The following is a 23,584-nucleotide window of genomic DNA, read 5'->3' as shown; positions in this document are numbered from 1 at the left end:
CTTACCAACCAGCCTGAAAGGCTGCCATCACTAGCCCCGGGCATCACCCGGGGTTTGGGTTATCGTCCGGGGTTTGGTTTATCGCCCGGGGGGTGAGAATCATCCGGGATCGGGGGATTACCCGGGGTTTGGGGTATGGATGATAATGATCACATCCGGCGTTCCCCGGGCGATGCCCGGGTCTAATGATTACAGCCTTTCAGGCTGGTACGAATATTGGATGTGAATTTATGGGTATTCTGTGGATGTATTTGAAACCGCACCGGTGGCTGGTGGGTTTGTCGCTGCTGCTGGCGGGTGTCAGTCAGATTCTGATGATGATCGATCCGTTGATTTTTGGAAAGATCATCGACGAATACGCGACCAAACCGGCGGTGCGGCCCGAAACCGAGCTGGTGAAAGGCGTTTTGTTCTGGCTGCTGATTGCCGTCGGCATCGCCACGCTGGCGCGGCTGGCCAAATCGTTTCAGGAATATTTCATGCGGCTGGTCGTGCAACGGTTTGGTACGCAGGTTTTTAACGACGGACTGAAACAAACGCTGCGGTTGTCCTTTCAAGAATTCGAGGAACAGCGAAGTGGCGAAACCGTCGCCCTGTTGCAGAAAGTACGGACGGATACCGAGAAGTTTATTAATGCCTTCATCAACATCCTGTTTTCATCCATCGTCGGGATGGGTTTTCTGATCTGGTATGCCGTCACCAAACACTGGGCGCTGATTCCCATTTTCGTCATCGGAATTCTGGTGTTGGGCGGTTTGACCGGACTGCTCAGCAAGAAAATCAAAACCGTTCAGAAGGCCGTCAACCGGCAAACCGTGAAGTTGGCCGGAGCCATCACCGAATCCCTGCGCAACATCGAACTGGTGCGGAGTCTGGGGCTGACGTTTCCGGAAATCCGGCGACTCAAGCAGTATACGCAACGGATCTACGACCTCGAAATGGAAAAAACCAAACAGGTTCGTACGTTGTCGTTTTTGCAGGGAACTACCCTGAACGTACTGAAACAGTCGATTTTGTTTGCCTTGCTGTGGCTCATTTTTCGGGATGTGCTGACCACCGGCGAACTCATTTCGATGCAGTTCATCTCCACGGCCATCTTTGCGCCCTTGCAGGATTTGGGCAACATCATCCTGTCGTACCGCGAAGCCGAATCCTCGCTGGGACTTTTCGACAACCTGATGCACAAATCCATCGAACGGCGGCCCGACGATTCCATCGACTTTGGCGTTCTGGAACACCTGCGGTTCGACAACGTCGTTTTTCGACACCAAACCGCTAAACAGAACGCGATGGACGGCATTTCGTTCCGGGTCGGCATGGGCGAAACGGTTGCTTTTGTGGGGCCTTCGGGTTCGGGAAAATCGACGCTGGTGAAGCTGCTGCTGGGATTGTATAAACCGGTTTCGGGGGAAATTTACTTTAATGACGTGCCGGCGAGTCAGATTCGCTACAACCCGATGCGCCGGCAGATCGGCTTTGTGACGCAGGATACGCAACTGTTTGCCGGTACGATCAAAGAAAATATGCTGTTTGTGAAACCCGATGCCACCGACCAGGACATCCTGGAAGCCCTTCACAAAGCCTCCTGCGATCAACTTATTGCCCGCTCCGAAAAGGGCATTCAGACGGTTTTGGGCGAGGGCGGCATGAAACTATCCGGGGGTGAAAAACAGCGGATTTCCATCGCCCGCGCCCTGATCCGGCATCCCCGGCTGTTGATTTTCGATGAAGCCACCTCGGCGCTGGATTCGCTGACGGAAGAGGCCATTTCAGACACCGTTCGCAGCATTTCGGCCCGGCGCGAACAGATCACCATTCTCATTGCCCACCGCCTTTCGACCATTATGCACGCCGATACGATCATTGTGCTGGAAAAAGGCAAAATTGCCGAAACCGGCTCCCATGCCGAACTGCTCGACCAGAAAGGCTTGTACTACGCCATGTGGCGGCAACAAATCGGCGAACGTCGGCCCGAAACACCGGTGGTCGGTGAGGCACAAATCAATTAAAAAAGGAATTTCAAATGTGAAATGATGAATATTAAATGTAAAAGTAGCCCGGCGCTCTTCACTTTTACATTTAGTATTCATCATTTCACATTTGAAATTCCTTTTTTTACCTTCTAGGCGCTCCGCCCTGCGTAGCCGGTGGTTGCGTCTCTTGCCGCTGTTGCTGCATCGGGTTTGGTCCCTGCGCGCCCCCACGGCCACCAGCCTGCTGTTTATACAACTGGAAACGCGTCGGTTTTTGTGCCTGGCGCGGGAATGAATTGTTGTCTGTGTCGATGTCGGCGATTTCCTGGAACGGATCGAGCGTCCACTGCGTCACCTTCTTCGTGGTCGCAATCACCTTGTTGATCTGCGCATCGTTGAACCGCCAGATCTCCGCCGGAAACCGCGCCACCGAATCCGTACCGTCCTCAAACTGCATCCGAATGATCACCGGCATCGGCAAACCGCCCTTGTTCTTCAGCGTCAGCGTATAAAAATTATTCTTCGAGTCGAGCGTCTTGCGCTCCTCCTCGTTGAGCGACGCCAGATAATCCTGGTATCTCTTCTTGTCCGCATCCGTCACCGCAAACGGGTCGTAGCTATTGTAGAAATCGCGCATCGTCGAGTCCTTGGCGACTACGGTTTGGTCTTTCGTGGCCGCGTCGCGAATCTTGCTCATGGTTTTGGCTTTCGCTTCAGCCTCGGAACGGGCCAGGGCTTTCTCGATTTCGGGATTCTGGGTGTTGAGCGTAAACCAGTCGACTTCGACCAGATCCTGATCGACGGGTTCGACGCCGTAGAACCAGCCTTTCCAGAACCAGTCCAGATCGACACCGGAAGCGTCTTCCATGGTGCGGAAGAAATCGGCCGGGGTAGGATTCTTGAAGGCCCACCGGCGTGCATATTCCTTGAAAGCGTAGTCGAACAGTTCGCGGCCCATGACGGTTTCGCGCAGAATGTTCAGCGCTACGGCGGGCTTATCGTAGGCATTCGGGCCAAACTGGATGATGTTGTCCGACGAGGTCATGATGGGCGACAGCGTGGCCGGGTCCGATTTCATATAGGGCACAATGCGTTGCGGTTCGCCATAGCCGCTCAGGAAGTTATAGTCCCATTCTTTTTCGGCCAGATACTGGCAAAAACTGTTCAGTCCTTCGTCCATCCAGGTCCATTGCCGCTCGTCGGAGTTGACGATCATCGGGAAAAAGTTGTGACCCACTTCGTGAATAATGACCCCAATCATGCCAGCTTTGGTTCCGGGCGAATACGTGCCGTCGGGTTCAGGCCGACCGCCGTTGAAGCTGATCATCGGGTACTCCATGCCGCCGTAGCGCGTGGCGTGGCACGAAATGGCGACTGGATACGGGTATTGAATCGTGCGGTTTCCGTACGACTTCAGCGTGTGTTCGACGGCGCGGGTCGAATATTGTTCCCAGAGCGGATTGCCTTCTTTGGGGTAGAACGACATGCTCCAGATTTTCTTCCCATTGCCATACACGTCGGTTTGCATGGCATCCCAGATGAATTTGCGCGATGAGGCAAAGGCGAAATCCCGGACGTTGTCGGCTTTGTAAATCCAGGTTTTCTTGCCGGTTGGTTTGCCTTTTTCAGCCGCGATGGCTTCGTCCTGCGTCACAATTTTAAGGGGCATTTTCGAGGTCGATGCTTTCTGCAACCGCTGGAACTGCGTGGGCGTCAGCACCTGCTTGTAGTTCAGACATTCGCCGGTCGACCCCACGATGTGGTCGTTGGGAACGGTGATGGCCACTTTGTAATTGCCAAAAATCAGCGTGAACTCGCCCTGTCCCAGAAATTGCTTGTTCTGCCAGCCGTTCACGTCGTCGTAGGCGCACAAACGCGGAAACCAGTGGGCAATGAAGTAATTCCGGTTGCCATCGTTCTCGAAAAATTCGTAGCCGCTCCGCCCATAATAAGCCGTGATGTTGTAATTCCAGTCGACGCCGAATACGAAATTCTGACCCGGTTTCAGCGGAGCGGAGAGATCGATCCGCATCATGGTTCCGTTGATGGTATACTTCAGCGGTTTGCCGGTCGCGTCCCGAACGGCGGTTATTTTATGGCCATATTCTTTTTGGGGATCGACCTGGGCACCGGGCTCGGCATTGTTGAGGTTGTGCAACCGGGTCAGGTTGCTACCGCTGGTCGAAACCGCCGACCGGGTGGTTAAGTTGGCCGTTGAATTCTTCTCAAACAGGTTCTGATCCAACTGGAGCCAGAGGTATTTCAGGGCGTCAGGCGAGTTGTTGTAGTACGTAATCCGTTCTGAGCCAATGATTTTCTGGTTCGCGTCGTCCAGTTCCACCTTGATGTCGTAATCGGCCCGGTTCTGGAAAAAATCCCGGCCCGGTGCACCGGTGGCCGTCCGGAAAGTGTTGGGGGTGGGGAGTTGGGGGCCAAGCTGTTCAAAGCGGTCATTGGCCTTGTAAGGCGTCGTTGAAGGAGCCTGCGCCCAGATTCGGACGGTCAGGGTCATGCATACCGCAACCAGGGCGGTGATTTTTTGTCTCATGGGTTAGTAACCGTTTTTAGCGTAGAAAAGTAGATGAAGTGCGCTTTAAAGATAAAACGAAAGCGGAAGTGTCCCAAATTTTCGGCTACGATTCCGCAGAAGACCCCGGTTATTACAAAAAGCACAACGCGAATCCGGCATTCTGTGCCCGATTCGCGTTGTGCTTTTTGGTGGATTATCTCCGGATCGAATGTTCCTGTGGCCAAATTAGAAAGCGTGAATAATGACCCGCTCGGCAATCTTTTTAACCACCCAGGGCACCTCACCGGACCGCCGGGACGGCGTATGGTTGACCTTCCAGGTGCCTTCTTTCGTGCCCGCGATTAGTCTCGGATTATCGGAATTGACCAGCCCGGGTGTCCAGACCACCTTAAGCGATTGACCCGGTTCGAGAAACGTATAGCCCGCAAAGGGTTTGTACTGGTCTTTTTCCGGCAGCGAAATAACCTTCAAATCATCGTATCGTTTGCCTGGATCCCAAACCGACTCGATAAATGTATCACCCTGATAAACAAATCGGTATCCGGTGACGGGAATCCATTTGCCCTCTACTTCGTCGGACCAGGCCATGTAATCCGAGTGCAGTAAACCGGCTTCCCAGTGGGTTTCCAGCCCTTTTGCTTGATCGGTAAATTGATAGCCCGGAAGTGGTTTCCAGTCGCCCTGGGTTGGGGTCGTTTCGGCATTGAACTCCGGATGTTTGATGCCCGCCAGCCATTTTACGCCGGTGATTTGCCAGAAAAACCGGGCATCGGCATTGCCGCTGTCGGCCCACCCATACCCTGGGTCAGCCGGTTTCGACAAAAACAGGCCGCAGACCGTAATTTGGTTGGTCATGGCCACAACGAGATGCCACAACACGACCAGAGCGACTATCCCAATGGCAATTTTCTTGTAACTATTCATCCGTCAAAACCGTTTGATCGTCCTGGTGTCCTTAAAATTTGACCGAAAGCCCAACCCGCGACGACGACAGGCCGGTGTAGCCCAGTTCCAAAAAGGCACCAACTTTCGGGCTGAAGTAGTATTTGCCGCCAATAAAGTAGTTCAGGAATAGCCCGCTGCGGGCATCGTACCCGTAGCCATACGCCGAATCATTCCACCGGAAGCTGCGGTAGCCCAACCCCAGCCCGGCGTAGAGGTCGACCTTCTGGGTGTTCAACTTCAGGAGCCGGTTGACGTGAAAAGACCCACGGAGACCCAGATAAGTGGCGGTATACCGCCAGCGGGAGCTGTTGTAGTAGTAATTGCCGTAATTGCCGGAGTTGTAATCCAGTTGAGCACCGACGCTGAAATCCTTGTCGATACCCGCTTCATACGAAATGCCGAGGGGGTTGCCGTAGTAATACGATGACAGCCCAACGCCGATGTTCAGCAGGTTGTCGCCTTTTTTGTAGCCATAGCTGGGCGAGCGGCTCGATTTCCAGGCATACCCCCGGACGGGCGACGACTGGGTCGTCGTACTTGGTGGAGCCGGTGGCGGAGTGGGTGGCGGTGGTGGGGGCGGAGTAGTTTTCTGGGGAAGTTTCGACGAATTGGCCCGGTCTGCAGCGGGGGTGCCGGGCGTGCGCGGTGCCGGTTTTCTGGCAGGGGCCGCAGCCGGTGTTTTCAGAACCCGCGCTTTGGTCTGGGCGCGAACGGCAACCGGCAGACTGAGGGCGAGCAGGATCATCACTAATGTTAAGGACTTTTTCATTTGTGGGCTTGTTTAGAGAAGTTACATCTTTTTGAAATCGGTGAACTGGCCGTGAACCGTGAGGGTGTAGTTGCCAGGGCCCCGTCTGGTTGCAGAAGGATACGATTGCACCATGATCCGGTAGGTACCCTGTGTTACTTTTTCAATCGCGAGATACGTTGACTTGACCGCACAGCAGGTGTTGTCAAGTTGCTGACCGACGCTGTTCTGCAAGTTTATCCGAACGTCGATGTCGGCCGAGGAGAGATTTATATCCAGTGGCGAATTAGTATTGGTAATCTGGATCGTATAGGTATCGAATGCGGCACCTGAGGCCCAATTTCCCGATACCGTTGTCGACTGTGAGACCACCCGTTTCAGGTTACCTACTTTGCCGAATACGTTCAGGCGATAACTTCCGATGCTTCCCCGCTCACGGGTACCAGCCATAACCGTGTAAGTGCCTTTTTTCGCGGCAATAATTTTGAATCCGTAGCGGTTACCGTATTCCTTTGTAACAAGTTGCCCCAATTCATCATATAAATGCAGCGAAATATCCGTATCGGGCGATTCCAGTTCAACATCGATGCTGGTGTTATCGTCGGTAATGTCAAACGTGTAGAAATGATTCTTAAATGATTTATCGAGACCGCCACCACCCAGCGTTCCCCAGTTCTGGGTCTCCGATTGCAGAAGCTGCGACGGTATTCGGACGGGTTCACCGTTCACCCCCAGCATTGTAAGTTCAAATTTGCCCACGGCCCGCCGGTCGGAGGTAACCACCACGCGGTGTTTTCCGGTGTTGAGTTTGTGCAGTTTCGACATACTCCGCGATTGCCCGCTCACATCGATACGCTGTCCCAGCGGGTCGAACAAGGCATAGGCTACATTGATGTCGGACGAGGTAAGTCCGACAATCACATCCTGATTCGCGTTTTTTACCTCAAAATTGAACTGGTAATTTTTGAAGGTATCGAAGTTATTGAAACCGCCCCCCCCACCCTGGGCCGCCACCCACTCGCCGGTAACCTTTTGGGGTGTACTAATCGGGTCAACAGGTGTAGGAACAACGGGTGTAGGCACAACGGGGGTAGGGGCAACGGGATCAGGCTCCCCTTGTTTTTTGCAACCCAGCAGAATGCCGATCAGCAGGGCGAAAAATAGACTATGTTTCATGATCGTGTTCGTTTTGGATGTGGGTATATAATCAGTTGGTGGCCAGGGTGTAGCGGTTGTAAACGCTCCCCCGGTTTTTGACGCGGATGGTAAACAGACCGGTGTAGCGCGGTGTCCAGGAGGCCACACAGCCGTCGGTGTAATCGTCATCGCGGGCAATCAGATTGCCGTTGTCGTCGTAGATATACAGGTCGAGATCCGTGTCGCCATCACCCCGCAGGGCTACGATGGCCGACTCATACCCGCGAAACCGAATTTGGAACACGTCGACCGAGTTGGCAGAAACGCTGGTCGTGCTGCGCTTGGGGCCACCAACAGCGCCCCGGGTGGGCAGAGCAGGCTTCACCCGGTTTGCCAGGGCCAGCACGGTCGCATCGCCTTTGGCCAGCCGTCGGGCGTCGATCAGCAGTTGTTCAGGATTGGCCAGGTCGGGTTTGGCGGGTTTGGAATCCGTCGGCGCCGATTCGTAGGGGTTCTGACGGGCGCTGGCGGGCAGGGGGCTGACATTCAGCTTGTACATCATGTCGGCAGCCGTAATCAGACACAACGCGTTTTTCGTGGCATAACCGTAGCGGGCCAGGCTCAGGGCCGAGCTGTAGTCCTGCACCTTCTGGGTTTGGGGTGTTGTCGGTACGGCGGGTTTTTCGGTCTCTTCGGGCTTGGTGACCGGGGTCTTTTGGGCGAACAGAGAACCACACAACAGGGTTAAAATCAGGGCGAAAATAGCGGGCTTTTTCATGGGACTTAGCAAAATGTTTGGTTGTTTAGTAGGTTATTCAGGAGGGGGGGTAAAATGTAACAACCCGTCCGGAAAAATTTTACAACCTTTTTTTGCCTACACGTCACGCCCGCCAGTTAACCCGGGAAAGCCCGGGACTCCTCACGGTTTCACCAGGGCCTGCGCCCGGGTCAGCACCGACTGCGCCAGCTCGGGTAGCTTGCTTTTTGTCCCCGTTACCACAAATTCGCCCACCGCAACGGTGGCCCTAAATACTTTACACGACACCGAAATCTCCTCGCCCCGCAGCGTGTAGCGACCGCTCAGGGTGTAAGCTCCCGGATAGTCTTTGGCCTCCATCGTGAGCACCGGCGCGTCGGCGCCCCGCGTGGCGATCAGGTCGTTCAGGGCATTTTCGACCTTGTTCTTCAAATCCAGCACGTCGTCAAACTGCGTTTCTTCCTGAAAGCTTCTGACCAGCAGTACCGGTTTGGGTTCGGATATCCGGATTTTAGCTTTCACCTCCTCCGTCACCCGCCCCACATCGAAACTGCGCTGGTTCTGAATTCCCCGGTAGAACGGCTGCTGGATACCACCAATGCCTTTGGCCAGCAGCGGAACCTGCTCCACGGCGTAGCCCAGCCACTTTTCTACGTCCACGAACTCCTCGGAACCTTCCCGGCGCAGGGCCGCACCCCGCAAGCCTTTCAGGAGGGCGTAGGTGAGTAACCCCTGCCCATACACGCTGGCTTCGTAGCTGACGGCATCAGCCGCCGAACCGGCCAGCACGTAAAAACCGGTTCGCTCCTGGAGTCGATCCAGTGCCCGGATCTGGCTGGCGGGAATGTCACGGGCCGCGACGAGCAGCTTCTCTGCGCCTTTTCCAGCCGCGCACACATCCAGAATCAGGAGCTTCTTCCGGGCCGGGATTAGGTTGAGAAACTGGGTCAGCTCCTGACTCGACAGGGCGTAGGTCTGTCGGATAGCGGGATCGGTGAGGTAACTGGCGTCGGCCGAGGTGGCCCCGGCGGTGAGGTAATACAAATCGCCATCCTGCCCGCCGTAGTTGATGGCATGGCCCGACAGGTGTAGTACAAACAGATCCTCCGGCCGGGTTTTCTGGGCGGCTTCCAACGCTTTTACAATGTCGGCTTTGGTGGACTGGGGTGGTGCGCCCGGCTTGGTAACGAGCCGTTGCACGCTTACATTCGTCGGGCCGAGCAGTTCGGTGGCGGCCAGTTGCAGACCATTCGCAATCTGCTCGGCATCGGTATGGGCAAAGTGCAGTCCGACGTTGGACGTGCCGACCACCACGGCCCGCAGCCGCGCGGTTTTGCGAACGCCCGGCGATGATGGCTTTTCGGCTATGCCTCCCCTTGTCGTACCACCAGTCCGGTACCTGATTTCGGCGGGGCGGCTGTTGAGCCAGTTTGCTCCGTTGGCGGCCACCACCCGGATGGTGTTCAGCATATCGAATCGATTGGCAAACCGGGTCAGCGGCAGGGTGAGCGTGAGGACATTCTGGTTGACATCACGCTGCGGATTGGCGCGTAAATCGTCAACCACCTCGGCTCCGTTGATAAAGACGGCAATCCGGCCAATACCACCCCTGCGGTTTATGAGTTTGACCGTAAGAGCTTCGCCTTTCAGAGAAAGCTGGATGCTGGGTGGTAGATTAACATTCTCAAATGCGGGCACCTGACGGAGCGGTTCTTGACTAAAACCCATCAAAATAGGCAGTAAACCCGGTTGGTAGTAGCGTTGTTTGAGTTGATTGAGTTCAATCACTTTCCAGGGTTCATTCTGGTCCGTGTAGTCGTTGACCACGTAGTGCATGAGGTCCATGGCTCCCGGCGAGGCATCGAACAGCCCGGCAGGGGTTGTGACAACCCAATCGGTGGAGTCGACAGCGATGAGGGTAGCGATTTCTTTGCCTGTGACTACGTTCCAGATTTTGAGCGTTTTGTCCCATGATCCAGACAGAATAAAACGACCGTCGGGTGAAAAGCAAACAGTTGTTACAATCCCTGAATGACTAAAAGTGTGAATCGGTTTGCCGGTGTTAACTTCCCACATTTTGAGAGTTTTATCATTTGATCCCGATAAGGCATAGTGACTATTGGGGGAGAAAGCAACCGAGCTAATTTTGTTAGAATGGCCCTCAAAACTACGAATTAACTGGCCACTATTTACATCCCATAGCTTTAGACGTCCACCATGTGATGAAGACAGTATATGGCGACCATCGGGGGAGAATGCTATTGGTGTCTGACTTAAAGAGATTTGGGTTTGCTCAAAACTGCGAATTAACTGGCCACTGCTCACATCCCAAAGCTTTAAGGAGTCGTGACCTGATCCGGACAAGACATGGCGACCATTGGGGGAGAAAGCTACAGAATTAACCCCATCCTTATGACCTTTAAAAGTGTGAATTGGTTTACCCGTATTAATGTCCCACAGCTTCATCGTATTATCCCATGATCCGGACAGGGCATAACGACCATTAGGGGAGAAATTTACGGATCTAACTCTACCTGTATGTCCAGTAAAAGTGTGAATCGGTTTACCCGTATTAATGTCCCAGATTTTGAAAGTACTGTCCCGTAATCCGGTCAGAGCAAAGCGACTATCGGGGGAGATCGCGATGGACTGAATCTCGCTTGAATTGCTCCCGAAACTACGAATTAGTCGTCCACTGTTCACCTCCCAAATCTTCAGATTATCATCCTCCTTCCCTGATCCGGCCAAGATATGGCGACCATCAGGGGAGAAAGCCACGAATTCAATTTTCTTCGAATTGCCCTGAAAACTGCGGTATAACCGTTCACTGTTGATTTGCCAAGATTTTAAATTTCTGTAGAATGAAGACGAGTCATAGTGGACATCCGGCCAAAGAATCCTGGAGGTTGCCAAACCCGCATATTTTATGTTAGTGTGTAGTAACTTCCCACTGTTCACTTCCCATAAAAATAAATTCTCTGCTGATGCAGACAGTATATGGCGACCATCGGGTGAGAAAGCAACATAAGTTACATCATCCGTATGTCCATAAAAAGTGTGAATTGGTTTGCCTGTATCAATGTCCCAGATTTTGAGGGTTTTGTCACCTGATCCGGATACAACAAAACGACCGTCGGTTGAGAAAGCCATTGAAGTAACTTTATCTGAATGGCCTTCAAAATTACGAATGATATTTCCACTGCTCACATCCCATAGCTTCAAAGTCCGGTCGCTTGATCCAGACAATGCATATCGCCCATCGGGCGAAAAAGCTACTATATTTATCTCTTGAGTATGACCCTTAAATATATGCAGGAATCGGCCGCTTTTGACCTCCCACAGTTCCATCGTATTATCCCATGATCCGGACAGGGCATATCGCCCATCGGGGGAAAAAGCAATGGAGGAAACGTTAAAAAAAACGCCATTTGAGTGGGTATAAAAATTGTGCACCAATCGGCCGCTGCTAACCTCCCACAACTTCATGGTGTTGTCCATTGATCCGGAAAGAGCAAAGCGACCATCGGGAGAGAAAGCAATGGATGATACCGGATTTAAATGTCCTTCAAAATTATGCAGTAGCTTTCCGCTGCTAACCTCCCACAGCTTCATGGTGTTGTCCATTGATCCAGTCAGTACATACCTTCCATCCGGTGAAAAGGCATGTGAAATAGAATTATCCGTATGCCCAACCGGCACCACTAGCTCCGGTTTTTGGCTGTACGTGATGAGCGGAGCCAGCACAAGATATAAAAACAGAATGAGCAGAATCAGGCGTTTCATAGTGCTTAGTTGGTAAGATTCAGGTTGGGCGTCCGTTGGGTGGAAATACGCTACAAGATAAAAATGAATTGAATTCTGCCAATCGATCCACCCCCCGGCTTCGTAGAGACCGAAACCGGGGGGTGTTTCAATGGATATGGATAAAATCGGAAAACCGTGGTGTGGCGGGTGTTACATTTGGTTATTCTTGCGGAATAAAGAAATGTAACAGGTTCGCCGAAAAAAAACCGTTTTCACATGGGCCAGCCCTTTTTCATGCACTTTGTACTGGCAGTTAGCCTGCTTTTTCCCGTATCACCCCCGAAAAAACCGGTCGATCAAACGGTTTTGATGCACCGCGTTTATGCCCGGCTGCTCCGGACCATTGGCAATCCGCCCGATGCGCCCGTGCTGAAGCTTCTGCCACGGCGACAAACCGGTGTCGAAGGCCGGTTGAGATACCGACCCGACAATCCGACCCGAATCGAACTGGGTGACGATGTGCTGTCGCTCTGCGGGGGCTTTGGTGCCGATGCCGATGCGGCACTGGCCTGTTTGCTGGGGCATGAACTGGGTCATTTTCAGTATCGGCACGGCAGTAAAAAGGAATTCTTTTCGCCGTTGGAAGTGCCAAACAGCAACCCCAATTCGTTCGAAAATCAGGAAGCCCTCGCCGATCGTTCGGGGGTATTTATGGCTTATCTGTCGGGCTACGATGCTTTTTCACTGGCCCCGGAAGTCTATACCCGGTTTTACGACGCTTTCGTACCCGGTCAATTGACGGGGTATCTCAGCAAGCAGCAACGCTTAAAAATGGTGGCCGACACCACCGACCGGGTACGGGAACTGGCGCAACTGTTCGAGGTCGGCGAAATCAGTTACCTTTTGCGCGATTATGAATCCGCCAGCAATGCTTTTGTCGGGTTAATCAAACGGTATCCGAGTGCTGCAACGCGCAACAATCTGGGAGCAATCAAACTCAATCAGGCGCTGGCCCTGATGCCTCTAGAAACGGAAAATCCCCGGCTGCGGTTTAAATTTCCGGTCGAATTCGATAGCGATAACCGGCTGCTGACCGTGCTGCGACGCGATCGCTCATTGCCGTTTCGGCAACTGTTGACCGAAGCCCGGACCCTTTTCCGAATCGCTTTGTCGGAACAACCCACGCACCAGACGGCCGGGCTCAACCTGTCCATTGCGGAGTATCTGCTCAACAATTCCGGCGAGGCCCGGCAAACGCTGGCCAATTTGCAGAAACCGCTGTCGGCCAATGCCCATCTGATGTTGGGCATCGTTCAGGCCGACCTCGGTCAGACTGACGAAGCCAGGAAGTCGTTCAAGCTGGCGGTAACACAGGGGGCTTTTCGGGCAGCCGAAAATCTGTCGTATTTTGAAAAAGGTCTGCAACCCGGCTGGAAACAGTGGCTGGACGGCTTCGTTCGGGACCGGGATGCAAAATCGGAGAAACAGACGCCCATTCCGGCCTGGCCAGATCCGAAGAATTTGCCCAAACTTCCGCCGATGGAACAACTCCCCGGCGTTTCAAAGGCCGCCCGGATCGCCCGAACCGACTCGCTGACCAGCTACTTGCTGCCGATTGCCGACGAGCCAACCAGGAATTCGTCGCCGACAGTGCGGATGCACCGGGTCTTGAAAAGCAGCCGACTGGCACTGAAAGGATTCGCCATCGGTAGTCCGGCCAGTCAGCTAAAACGGTATGGGGCACCGGCGACCGTTATCGCCGGTGCCCGGAACACGGTTTTCTACGGATTTCGGAGTGCCAAACGGTGGCTTTTTCTGGAATACCGCGACAGTCGGCTGGCGGGCTGGGTGGCGGCCGAAACTAATTAATCGGTGAAAGCGGTTTTCGTTCGCCAGAGGTTTGTTTATCAAGCTGGTAGGATTTTCCCTGGGGCGTTCTGAGCAAATAGTCGCCCTCACGCCGATCGCTCAGAATCCATTGTTTTGCATCGGCAGGCAGCTCAGGCAGGAAAAGCTGGATACGGCCTTCACCGCTGCTGTATTCGCCCCCCGACGGCCCCCGGCTGTTGAATTCAACCGAAAAAGTCGTTCGGTTAACTGAGCTGTCAGTTGCCATCCCAAAGTCTCGTTGGTCATATGGAATTTCAACCGCCAGCATTTCCGGAGCGCGGTTGTTGTAGGCCAGCCAGCCTAAGCCCACCACCAGAACGAGGACGGCTGCGGCCCGGAACCAGGTTTGTCGCCAAATCGGTACCGGCAGCGGCTTCACGATGCCTCGCTTCGGCCGGTTCGCCATGAACTGCGCTACGATTTCGCGGTCTTCGGCCTGTTTCTGCGCTTCGATTTCGCGGTTAAGCGCCTGTTGAATCAGCACATCGGTTCGAAAAACCGGGTCCTCGTCCATCTTCTGCCGGACCAGGGCTTGCGCCGACGCATCAAGTTTTCCGGCCAGGAATGCCTCGATAAAGGTCCATTTATTTTCGTCCGTAATCATTGGGCTGAAGGGGTAATGTTAAGTTTGCTTTTCAGGCAATCATAAATCTTTTGCCGGGTCTCATATAGTCTTGAGGTAGCCATTCGGGAATCCTTGTAGCCTGCCAGTTCGGCGATTTGTTCCATGCTTAGTTTGTCGAAACTGCTGTCTATCTGTTCGTCGCTTAGCGGCCCTTTGTCATAGCCTTTCCAGAATGCGTATTTGAGCCGAAGCAACAATTGCCGTCGGTCCTGTAACTTCTTGAAACAATCAGCAATGGAGCGCTGGAGTTCGGCATAGTCAATTCGTTTGAGGAGGGGTCTTTCCTCATCGGGTCGACCTGGTGTTGTATTTTCCCGGACAACCTCTTCGAACCGCAGGTGAAGATCGACACTGTCTGGTTCCTGACTGTCATCGGGTGGGACGGGGTAGTCGAAGGTTCCGATGTCGTCGTCTCCATCCGATTCATAGGTTGTTTCGAGCCATTGCCACGAATCTTTTCGATTGATGCCCAATTGTTTTAGGGCCTTATAGCGGGCAATTCCCTTCACGACGGTTGAGATGAGGGCCACCACCGGTTTTTGGTTGGCGATCATTTCAAAAAACACCCTGAAACTGTCGTTCAGAACCTCTTGTTGCTGGTCGGTGGTCCGAAAGGTGTAGGCCCCTAAAAACCGCTGGACGGTGGCCTGATTTTCGGCCATGATCTGGTTCATGGCTTCCGCCTGCTTTCGGGATGTACCGTGTACGGCCAGCCAGACCTGCGCCTGCTCCCGGGTCAGCCGCTGCGCAAAAGCGGCCTGGTGCAGCCGCTGTTTGGTGGCCACGCGCCGGATGTGGAGCGCCGTCTCAAGCGTCTTGCCCGTAATCAGGTCGATAGCTGTTTCCGGCAAATGGGCAAAGTCAGTCGCCAGGGTCTGAGCAATAACGGGTTCGATCTGTGATAGATACAGCGGGAGGTCGTCGGGAGTGCGCGGGGGGGCAGCCATCAGAAACAGGAGCGATTAAGCCACAAAGTAAAGAAAAAGCCACCACATTACACTCCCGTAATGTGGCGGCTGGTTTTTACCGCCCGGGCGGCTTGCCAGGTCGGTCTGGTGGGTCTTCGTCGGCGGAAGTCACGCGGACAGTGGGCTGCGTTTCGGCCGGAGCGGGTTCAACCGCCACCGATTCGCAGGCACTCATCGCCAGCATCACCACCAATCCGCACATGCCCATCCAGCCCATAGCCGAAGCTTTGGTCTTTTTTTGCATAGCCGATACCCTTTTACGGGTCGTTTATTGGTTGGTGAAAACCGGCTCCGGGACGTCCGCTAAAAGCTTTCGAAGCAGGGTTTCGAGGGTGTATGCCCGGCTTCGAAAAAAAAATCACAACCCGCCTGAAAAAAATGTTACATTCCTCGGCTATCGCGGAATAGGTGTGTGAAACCCAATTCGCTGCCGCATGACCAGCCAGGACCAAAAGCTCTACGAAGACCTCTGCTCAGACGACCCGCGCCGACTGGCCGGTGCGATCCGCCTGCTAACCCGGCGGGTCAACGTGATTGCCCGGCGCATGGTGCTGGGCAACAGCGGAACCCGTTCGGATGTTGATGATGTGGTGCAGGATACGGTGCTGGCTGTTTGGCAGCAGGTCCGGTCGGGCAGCTATCAGGTTCGGCCCGATGTAGCGCTGGATGCGTATGCGACGACCATTGTGCGGAATAAATGGCTGAGAACGCTGCAAAGACGGTCGGTGGTCGTACCCGGCGATCTTGATGAAAACCGGACCAGCGACGCATTCACCGAAGACCGTCGGCTCCCGGATCTGGAAGAGGCTCTGGCGCGGCTGGGTCAGGCCTGCCAGCGACTACTCAAACTGTTTTACTGGGAGGGCTATTCCATGGAAGAGATTGCCCGCCTGCTGGAGATCACGATGGAAGCGGCTAAAGTGCGGAAATACCGCTGTATGCTGCGACTGGGTGAAATCCTGCGCAAAAAAAACGGTCGGGCTGAGTGATTTGCCCGTACCGAAACCGTTCTGATTCCGAACGGATGATTGACTAAAAACACCAGGAGCATGGGCTTCGGCCCGCTCCCCACAAACCACATCTGTTATGCGACCAACCGATCAAGTACAACAATGGGAATGGATCGAAGCCTACTACCAGAACAAATTACCGGATGCCGAGCGGCTGGTTTTTGAACAGGAACTGGCCCGCGATGCCGACTTCCGGGAAACCGCTCTCCGGCTGCAAACCGCCGATGAGGCCCTGAGGATCTTAAGTTTGGAACATACCGTTCGGAAAACCGTCCGGCACGAATTGGCGCACCGCCAGCCACTCCGCCGGTGGCGCCTGGGGCGGGTCGTGGTGAGCGGAATGGTTTTGATCGGGTTGGGACTGGCGTACCTGACTTTCGACCGGGTTGATCTGCAAAGCTACCGCGACGACGTGACGCTAACCCAACGCTACCGGGCGTCGGGCGACGATTTGCAGGAGACCGACCTGACCCCCCGGCAGCGGGCGTTTTACCGCGACTTTTTCGATGCGCAGGCGTTTCTGGCCAATGGGCAACCCGAAATGGCCATTCCCTCGCTGGAGACGCTGTCGCGGGCTGACAGCCTGCGGCCGTATTTCCGGCAGGCGGTGCAGTGGCACCTGCTGAACGCGTATCTTCTCAACAACCAGCCCGACAATGCCGATGCGACGTTTCAGTTGCTCGACCAGTCGGGGGAGCCGGTGTATCCCATCAATCGAACCGATCGCTGGAAGGTCTGGTGGCAAATTCGCTGGAAAAAACTGGCACCTTAGCGTAATCGATAGTAACGGTATAGTATATACGTAGTAAAACCCAGAAAAACCGTAATGCCCATCCCCAGCCAGCCCCAGGGCCACCCGGACGGGCCGGGGTAAACGGGCTGGTGGTTGCCCATCAGGATCAGGTGAGCCCAAAAATGCGGTGGGGTAAATGCGCCTGCCGTCGCCTGCATCATCAGAAACCGGAGCTTGGCCTGTTGCAGGGCTACATCCGTCGGTTGGCCGCGCCGGAGTTCTTCATAAAACAGTCGTGTCAGGGTCGCCGTGGTACCGTCGTTGGCATTCCAGAGCGAGGTAATCACCTGCGGGCAACCGGCAGAAGCGAAAGCCCGGCTGAGGCTCAGGAGTCCTTCGCCCTCGTGGAATTGGCCGCTTCCGGTGCGGCAGGCACTCAGCACCGCCAACCGGATGTGCCGCAAATCCAGTAAATCCAGTTCGTGGGCATAGAGCCGGTGCGACGAATCGGCGGGGAAAAACGCAATGTTGGAATTACCGGGGTCGGTATCGCTGGCTTCGGCATGGGTGGCCAGGTGCAGCAACTGGTGCTGGGGAAGCAGGGCCAGAAAAGTGCTTTTGCTGGCGTTGTTTGCCGTTGAATGGGTTCCCGACAACACCTCGGCTTCAACATCTGACCCCGCCAGGGGTTCGTAGCCCCATTGCCGAACGGTTGCCAGGGCGGTTTTTGTTACGGCAAATGGCGCCATACTCAGCACCGATGGATTCCCGTCCGGGCGAGATCCCTGGCCTTCGGCTACCCGGTTCATCGCGTACGCGTAGGTGATGGCAGCATAGCGCAGCAGGTAATCATCCGGGCGAAGGCCCGTTTCCAGCACCTCAAAGGGAACGTAGTGCAGCGGCCCGTCGCGCACGATCATCAGTCGGGTGATGCCTTGTAAATCCGTCCAGACGGGACCCAGGAGCCGCTCGAACAAGGCCCGCGCCGTGGCCTGACCGGCGTATTGAAACGGGTCGGGATTGCGGTAGGCTTCGCGCCGGAGGAGGACACTCAGCCGGTTCAGGTCGGCTCCGCTAATGGGCAACAACTGCACCCGAACCGTATTCGCCTTCACCACCGTCAGCAGCAGCGAGTCGGGCGTAAGGCTGTACTGTAAGAAGGCGGTTTGGCGATCCAGGCGGCTTTGCAGGTGCTTTAGTTCATTGGGTTGCGTGGGGAGATGCCGACTGTAGGGCTGTAGCTTCTGGTAGGCGCGGCTCCAGGCCAGTTCGGCGTTGACCAGGTCAGGATCAATGGATTGCGGTATACCCGCCTGATTGCGTTCGACCCAGACGGTTTTGGCCTCCGATAACCGGCTTTTGGCCTGTTGCAGAGCTTCAATCAGGTGCGGGGGCGCGTTGGCATACGGTTTTTGCAATGTTTGGAGCAGTTCGTGCAAAACCGACGCGTTGCCCTGTTCCTGCCGGTGCAGCAAGGTTGCGAGCGTGGCGGGGTCGGGCTGCTGCCGGTAACGGGCGTAGGCGACAGCGACGGCTTCGCGATAGGCTGGGCGGAGTTTTTCCTGCACAAATAATTTGGTCAGTTCTGAACTGTATGACCCCTGCAACAGGTCGCTGAGGGCAAAGGCCCGCTCAAAAGTTTGGTCGGCCAGGCGCAGGTGGTTGGGGATTTCACGCGCCGATCGGAGCAAGCGGGCTTTCTGACAGAGCGATTCGAAGAGGTCAGGTCCATTTAAAAAATCACCGGGGGCGGGATTCTGGCTCAGGTCGGCGCTTTGAAACCGGATGCTGGCCTGCTGGATAGCCCGCTGGGCAAAGGCCAGTGCGCCGGGCAGGTCGTTCTGCTGCCGGGCAATCCGACTCATCGCCATCAAACCACGCCACTGTAACCGGTACGATGCCGCCAGCCGTTGGCTCATTACCAACGACCGGGCAAACAAACCCTCGGCCTCAACTAGCTGGTTTTTTTGTTCCCGGTACTTACCCAGGGACTGATTGAGGTAAGCAGCCAGTTCGGCTCCATCGGCCCCCGCGCGTCGTACGCATTGCCTCGCTTCACGCACGAACAGCAAGACCGAATCGGTCCGCTTTTGGTGTAATCGACACTCAATCAGACCCAGCAGTAACCATCCCCGCGTGAGATCCGGAGCGGTGTAATGTTGTAGCGATGCGCGAAAGAGCGAGTCAGCGAGAGCAGGCTGGTTTGTTTGGAGGTAGAAATAAGCGAACTGATTTTCAGCGATGGCCTGACGGGTAAGGGTATTCTGGTTGGCCAGTAGCAGGAGCCGTTTCTGAAAACAGGTTTCAGCCCGTCGGTAGTCGCCTTGTTCCAGGTAAGCCATACCCTGGTTACTCCAGAATACAGCTACGTAGGCAGGTGTTTCCCGTTCGAGGGCGTGCCGGGCCGTCAGCAGGGCGTTGGCGCGTTGCCAGAACCAGTTCAGCGAGTCGGGGCGGTTTCGCAGGTGGTACAACTCACCCAAACTGGCCCAGAGTTTAAACCGGGTGCTGTCGGCCAGCGGGCTAAGTTGAAGACCGGCCCGGCAAATCGTGGTGGCCTGGGGGTAGTTGTCGTACATCACATTATACACCGTGGCCTCGTCTACGAGAATATTGGCGACCCGGTCGGGTTGTTTGTGCCGGAGCGCCAGTTGCCGCGCCTGCCCGAAGAGCCGGAGGGCTTTGGCGGGCCCGGTGCGGTAGATGGCGTTGCCCTCCCGTTGCAGAGCCTCTGCCGACTGCGCCAGGGCAGGGAGCATCCCCAGCGGGGCGAGTAAAAGCAGCAGCCAGGCTCGGAGCGGCAGAAAAGAATGGCGGATCAAAAAAAACGGGTTTTGATGTTACTATTTCACCGAATTAGCGAATATAGATGAAATTCCTGTTTGTATGCCAACACTTTCTCTGTCAGGTCGATTCGGACTTCTTTTTTTGTTGCTACCGCTGCTGGTGCAGGCTCAGATTGACCCGCCCATTCCATCTGCTCCAAATTTGCGTAATGCTGCTGGACAACGTGTAGGTAATTGGGTTATTACTTATACGAAAACCTGGAAAGAAACAGCTCTGCCGGACAGTATCGCTTATTATCGTCTAATTTCTTTTAACAAAGCGGGCAAGCCCATCGGTATAACCCGTGATTTTTACCGTTCTGGTTCAAAGCAGTGGGAAGGGAAAATGGTTCAAATAATCCCAGAGGAAATAATGGAGGGGATTTGTATCTGGTATTATCCGAATGGAAACCGGAGCAGACTTTCAACTATTTACTTGAAGAAAGAACAAGACACTACCTACACCTGGTATCCCAGTGGTGGTCCGAGTTCAGTTATTTCCTATAAAAATGGGTTAATGGAAGGGCTGGCACAAGTTTGGAATAAAGATGGTGTAAATCATAAATTCTGGTTTGAAAAGGGACGACGCGTGGATTTGGATACGCTAACCTCGCAATTAACCACTTTAGTAAACAGGCGTCTCTTCTTGAGCGCAGTACCCGTCGCTGAGAAAATTCTGGATGTCCGTCTTAGAACAGTTGGTAAGATGAATGCTGACTATGCCGCTGATCTAAATAACCTCGCTTTATCGTATGAGCAAACCGGACAGTTTAACAAAGCTTTGCCATTGTATAAAGAGTCTCTGAAAATTCAGGAGCAACTGTCGGGAAAACTTCATCCGAATTACGCGATGATCCTGACAAATATAGCTGCGCTCGCCCGGAGTATGGGTCAATATCAAGAAGCGCTGACGTTCGCGACGGAAGCGTTAGAAATCAGATATAAAAATTTTGGCAAGGAGCATATTGACTATGCCACTACCCTGAATTTAGTAGCTGTAATAAACGTTAACCTGGATAATTATAAGAAAGGGATCGGATTAGCAGAAGAATCTCTGGCTATTGTGAAGCGCGTAGCGGGAAAAGACAGCCTTGTTTTGGCTAGTGCAATGGGTAATCTGGCCGGCATTTATGTCAAGACGTATCAATTTGAAAAAGCAACAGATCTCTACGAAAATGCCCGGATAATTATTAAAAGTAAACTTGGGCAAAATCATATCAACTATGCAGTTTCGCTGTTTAATTTGGCGAAGATGCACGTAGAGATGGGGCAATATGAGAAAGTTTTGCCATTTTATCTGGAATCCTTATCTATTGTTGAAAACTCATTAGGGAAATTAAATAATAGGTATGCTGATGTGCTGTTTAATTTGGCTGATTTTTATCAAATCATCGGTCAGAATGAAAAAGCTATTCCAATTTTAAAGGAATGTTTAACGATTAGGGAAAGAGCGTTAAGTAAATTACATCCTGACTATGCTATGGTGCTAGCAGATTTGGGCTTACTGCAAGGATACATGGGGCAAGATGATGAATCGTTGCATCTTTTTGAGGATTTTCGCACACTCGCAAAAAACATACCCGATCTGTCCAATAGTTTTCAGTACACATTAGCGCTGATAAAATTTGTTATGTTATTTCAAGCCTATGGTTATTACGAAGAAACAGTGCCTGTATTGAAAGAGGCCCTTCCTATTATTGTAAAAGTGGTGGGTAAGGGCCATCCGCTCTACGCTGAGACATTGAGAATTATAGGTACTTCGTATGTTATGTTAGGTGAATTTGAAAAAGCAAGAATAAATTTTGAAGAGTCGAAAAATATTCTTGAAAAAGCAGTAGATAGGGCTCATCCAACTTACATTAGTTCGCTCCTTCGTTTGGCATTGGTATATAAATCAATGGAACAATATGAGCTAGCGATCCCAATGATTTTAGAAGCACAGCAGCGATATAAAGTTCAGCTTCTTCAAAACGTATATATGCTCAATGAGTCAGGATTGGTTCAGTTTCAAGAAAAACTTGATTTTTCAGAAGCGGTTTACTCCCTCGGATTTGAATCACCTAAAAAGAATACGGTTCTACTCGGACAAAATTATAACGACGCCCTACTTAGCAAAGGCATGGGCCTAATGGCTTCTCAATTACTGAATACTCTCCTCACTCAAACCAAAGACAGTGTAACCATCCGTATTGATAGTCAACTCAGAAGTACCAAAATAATTCTAAACCGCCAGCTCACACTACCCTTAACCAAGCAACAGGGCGTAGATTCGCTCCAGCGTAAAGCCGCCGACTTAGAGCAGCAACTCGTTTTGCGTTTGCCCGAATACGGCCAGGCCTTCACTTCCTTGCGCATAGAATGGCCCCAGATTCAGCAAGCTCTCAAGCCCGATGAAGTCGCCATCGAGTTCGTTTCCTTTCGATATTACCATAAACGCCCGACCGACAGCACTCTTTATGCCGCTCTGGTGCTGAGACCCGGTTATACCCAACCCAAGTTCGTGTTTTTGGGCGAGCAACGACAATTTGATCAATTGCTCACTGCCGGAACCGCATCTCCTTCCGACATCAATGGGTTGTACCGGGGCGGTGTGGCCGAAACCGGCAACGGTAGCGCTCAATTAGGAAAAGGACTCGCCCTTTCGCGACTTATCTGGCAACCGCTCGATTCCCTCTTACAGGGCGTCAAAACCGTATTTGTTTCCCCCGCCGGGCGGCTGCACCAAATCGCGCTGGCGGCCCTGCCCAACCCCGCCGACACCAGCCAGCGCATGGCCGACCGCTTCCGGATTCGGCAGGTGGGCAGCACCCGCGTGGTAGCCTTGCGTACAGCCCAAACCGAGCAGCCGCTGGCTAAAAATACCCTCAAAACCAGTCTCTACGGCGGCATTACCTACGATGCCGACAGTGTGGGGTTGGTTCGGCAGACCCGTCTGAAGGAGGTTCAGCAGCGACTGGCCCTGCGCGAAGCGACCCGCTCCGGCACCTGGGATTATTTGCCCGGCACCCAGGCCGAAGTGGATAACCTGCGCCGGATACTGCCCCCTACTCAAACTACTTACCTAACCAAAGAAACCGCTACGGAAGGCAGTGTAAAAGCGTTGTCGGGTCACTCGCCGAAAATCCTGCACATTGCCACCCACGGTTTTTTCTTTCCCGATCTGCCCAAACCCAAAGCCGACGGAATAGCGCTCGTTAGCGACGAACGCAACCGGTTTCAGTTTTCGGAGAATCCGTTGCTGCGGTCGGGGCTGGTGATGGCCGGAGCCAACTACGTCTGGAAAGGGGGGACGCCCATCGAGGGCGTCGATGACGGCATTCTGACCGCTTACGAACTGTCGAACCTGAACCTGCGCGGCACCGAACTGGTGGTGTTGAGCGCCTGCGAAACGGGGCTGGGGCAGGTGAAGGGCAGCGAGGGAGTTTATGGCCTGCAACGGGCCGTGAAGATGGCCGGAGCGCGGTATCTGCTGATGAGCCTCTGGCGGGTGTCTGACCAGGAAACCGCCGAATACATGACCCTCTTTTACGGTCAACTACTCGAAAAAGGCTCTGTCCCCGCAGCTTACGACTATGCCCAAAGCCAGATGCGGAGCCGGTATCCGAAGGAACCGTTCAAGTGGGCGGCTTTTGTGCTGGTGGAGTAAGGCGTTTGATTCAGCGTAAAATCAATTTTGTGGTTTTGTTACATTCTTAAGCA

At 53.7% G+C, this 23,584-nt stretch carries 15 protein-coding genes; 5 read left to right on the top strand and 10 right to left on the bottom strand.

What is annotated here, in order from left to right; translation table 11 throughout:
- The first annotated feature begins 230 nt into the window (after positions 1-230).
- Positions 231-2,009 (top strand): ABC transporter ATP-binding protein, encoded by a 1,779-nt coding sequence (locus F0P93_RS27015; RefSeq protein WP_150880891.1) that lies wholly within the window; start codon positions 231-233, stop codon positions 2,007-2,009.
- A 106-nt stretch (positions 2,010-2,115) separates the two neighbouring features.
- Here the strand turns inward: F0P93_RS27015 and F0P93_RS27010 are convergent, their stop codons facing one another.
- The 6 genes from F0P93_RS27010 to F0P93_RS32085 form a co-directional block, all read right to left on the bottom strand.
- Positions 2,116-4,485 carry a M1 family metallopeptidase gene (locus tag F0P93_RS27010; RefSeq protein ID WP_374756787.1) on the bottom strand — a complete coding sequence of 790 codons (2,370 nt, stop codon included), beginning with the start codon at positions 4,483-4,485 and terminating at the stop codon, positions 2,116-2,118.
- A 243-nt stretch (positions 4,486-4,728) separates the two neighbouring features.
- A complete protein-coding gene (locus F0P93_RS27005) occupies positions 4,729-5,427 on the bottom strand; it encodes a hypothetical protein (protein WP_150880889.1) in 699 nt (232 codons plus the stop codon).
- 31 nt (positions 5,428-5,458) lie between these two features.
- Positions 5,459-6,217, bottom strand: a complete 759-nt coding sequence (locus F0P93_RS27000; RefSeq protein ID WP_150880888.1) for a porin family protein — start codon at positions 6,215-6,217, stop codon at positions 5,459-5,461.
- Between the two features lie 21 nt (positions 6,218-6,238).
- Entirely contained in the window at positions 6,239-7,372 is a 1,134-nt protein-coding gene (locus F0P93_RS26995) for a hypothetical protein (protein WP_150880887.1), read from the bottom strand.
- Positions 7,373-7,403: 31 nt separating this feature from the next.
- Positions 7,404-8,111: a hypothetical protein gene (locus tag F0P93_RS26990; protein ID WP_150880886.1), complete on the bottom strand. Its 708-nt coding sequence runs from the start codon at positions 8,109-8,111 to the stop codon at positions 7,404-7,406.
- Between the two features lie 141 nt (positions 8,112-8,252).
- Positions 8,253-11,873 carry a WD40 domain-containing protein gene (locus tag F0P93_RS32085; RefSeq protein ID WP_150880885.1) on the bottom strand — a complete coding sequence of 1,207 codons (3,621 nt, stop codon included), beginning with the start codon at positions 11,871-11,873 and terminating at the stop codon, positions 8,253-8,255.
- A gap of 237 nt (positions 11,874-12,110) precedes the next feature.
- Between F0P93_RS32085 and F0P93_RS26980 the strand changes: the two genes are divergently transcribed.
- Positions 12,111-13,703, top strand: coding sequence for a tetratricopeptide repeat protein (locus tag F0P93_RS26980; RefSeq protein ID WP_150880884.1), 1,593 nt, complete (start codon positions 12,111-12,113; stop codon positions 13,701-13,703).
- Here the strand turns inward: F0P93_RS26980 and F0P93_RS26975 are convergent.
- The 3 genes from F0P93_RS26975 to F0P93_RS26965 form a co-directional block, all read right to left on the bottom strand.
- The gene (locus F0P93_RS26975; protein WP_150880883.1) at positions 13,696-14,328 is read right to left on the bottom strand and encodes a hypothetical protein; all 633 of its coding nucleotides are present in this window, start codon (positions 14,326-14,328) and stop codon (positions 13,696-13,698) included. The two genes, F0P93_RS26980 and F0P93_RS26975, sit on opposite strands and share 8 nt — an antisense overlap.
- On the bottom strand, positions 14,325-15,296 hold the full coding sequence (locus F0P93_RS26970) for a hypothetical protein (protein ID WP_150880882.1): 972 nt from the start codon (positions 15,294-15,296) through the stop codon (positions 14,325-14,327). The genes F0P93_RS26975 and F0P93_RS26970 overlap by 4 nt, the downstream gene beginning before the upstream one ends.
- Positions 15,297-15,372: 76 nt before the next feature.
- Positions 15,373-15,561, bottom strand: coding sequence for a hypothetical protein (locus F0P93_RS26965; protein ID WP_150880881.1), 189 nt, complete (start codon positions 15,559-15,561; stop codon positions 15,373-15,375).
- A 190-nt stretch (positions 15,562-15,751) separates the two neighbouring features.
- Between F0P93_RS26965 and F0P93_RS26960 the strand changes: the two genes are divergently transcribed.
- Both F0P93_RS26960 and F0P93_RS26955 read left to right on the top strand, forming a co-directional pair.
- A complete protein-coding gene (locus F0P93_RS26960; protein ID WP_114409231.1) occupies positions 15,752-16,306 on the top strand; it encodes an RNA polymerase sigma factor in 555 nt (184 codons plus the stop codon).
- Positions 16,307-16,403: 97 nt separating this feature from the next.
- Positions 16,404-17,099 carry a hypothetical protein gene (locus tag F0P93_RS26955; RefSeq protein ID WP_150880880.1) on the top strand — a complete coding sequence of 232 codons (696 nt, stop codon included), beginning with the start codon at positions 16,404-16,406 and terminating at the stop codon, positions 17,097-17,099.
- Here F0P93_RS26955 and F0P93_RS26950 read toward each other — a convergent pair.
- Positions 17,096-19,882, bottom strand: coding sequence for a CHAT domain-containing protein (locus F0P93_RS26950; RefSeq protein WP_150880879.1), 2,787 nt, complete (start codon positions 19,880-19,882; stop codon positions 17,096-17,098). The genes F0P93_RS26955 and F0P93_RS26950 overlap by 4 nt on opposite strands.
- 64 nt (positions 19,883-19,946) lie before the next feature.
- Between F0P93_RS26950 and F0P93_RS26945 the strand changes: the two genes are divergently transcribed.
- Positions 19,947-23,531, top strand: coding sequence for a tetratricopeptide repeat protein (locus tag F0P93_RS26945; RefSeq protein ID WP_150880878.1), 3,585 nt, complete (start codon positions 19,947-19,949; stop codon positions 23,529-23,531).
- Positions 23,532-23,584 lie beyond the last annotated feature (53 nt).

Source organism: Larkinella humicola (assembly GCF_008727875.1).
In the GTDB taxonomy this organism is placed as follows: Bacteria; Bacteroidota; Bacteroidia; order Cytophagales; family Spirosomataceae; genus Larkinella; species Larkinella humicola.
The sequence above is the reverse complement of the archived record's forward strand: the minus strand, read 5'-3'. Positions and strand labels throughout refer to the sequence as shown.

What these genes read in the sequence shown, in the direction of transcription:
- F0P93_RS27015 (WP_150880891.1), top strand. Translation starts at nt 231, where the DNA reads ATGGGTATTCTGTGGATGTATTTGAAACCGCACCGGTGGCTGGTGGGT.
- F0P93_RS27010 (WP_374756787.1), bottom strand. Translation starts at nt 4,485, where the DNA reads ATGACCCTGACCGTCCGAATCTGGGCGCAGGCTCCTTCAACGACGCCT.
- F0P93_RS27005 (WP_150880889.1), bottom strand. Translation starts at nt 5,427, where the DNA reads ATGAATAGTTACAAGAAAATTGCCATTGGGATAGTCGCTCTGGTCGTG.
- F0P93_RS27000 (WP_150880888.1), bottom strand. Translation starts at nt 6,217, where the DNA reads ATGAAAAAGTCCTTAACATTAGTGATGATCCTGCTCGCCCTCAGTCTG.
- F0P93_RS26995 (WP_150880887.1), bottom strand. Translation starts at nt 7,372, where the DNA reads ATGAAACATAGTCTATTTTTCGCCCTGCTGATCGGCATTCTGCTGGGT.
- F0P93_RS26990 (WP_150880886.1), bottom strand. Translation starts at nt 8,111, where the DNA reads ATGAAAAAGCCCGCTATTTTCGCCCTGATTTTAACCCTGTTGTGTGGT.
- F0P93_RS32085 (WP_150880885.1), bottom strand. Translation starts at nt 11,873, where the DNA reads ATGAAACGCCTGATTCTGCTCATTCTGTTTTTATATCTTGTGCTGGCT.
- F0P93_RS26980 (WP_150880884.1), top strand. Translation starts at nt 12,111, where the DNA reads ATGGGCCAGCCCTTTTTCATGCACTTTGTACTGGCAGTTAGCCTGCTT.
- F0P93_RS26975 (WP_150880883.1), bottom strand. Translation starts at nt 14,328, where the DNA reads ATGATTACGGACGAAAATAAATGGACCTTTATCGAGGCATTCCTGGCC.
- F0P93_RS26970 (WP_150880882.1), bottom strand. Translation starts at nt 15,296, where the DNA reads ATGGCTGCCCCCCCGCGCACTCCCGACGACCTCCCGCTGTATCTATCA.
- F0P93_RS26965 (WP_150880881.1), bottom strand. Translation starts at nt 15,561, where the DNA reads ATGCAAAAAAAGACCAAAGCTTCGGCTATGGGCTGGATGGGCATGTGC.
- F0P93_RS26960 (WP_114409231.1), top strand. Translation starts at nt 15,752, where the DNA reads ATGACCAGCCAGGACCAAAAGCTCTACGAAGACCTCTGCTCAGACGAC.
- F0P93_RS26955 (WP_150880880.1), top strand. Translation starts at nt 16,404, where the DNA reads ATGCGACCAACCGATCAAGTACAACAATGGGAATGGATCGAAGCCTAC.
- F0P93_RS26945 (WP_150880878.1), top strand. Translation starts at nt 19,947, where the DNA reads ATGCCAACACTTTCTCTGTCAGGTCGATTCGGACTTCTTTTTTTGTTG.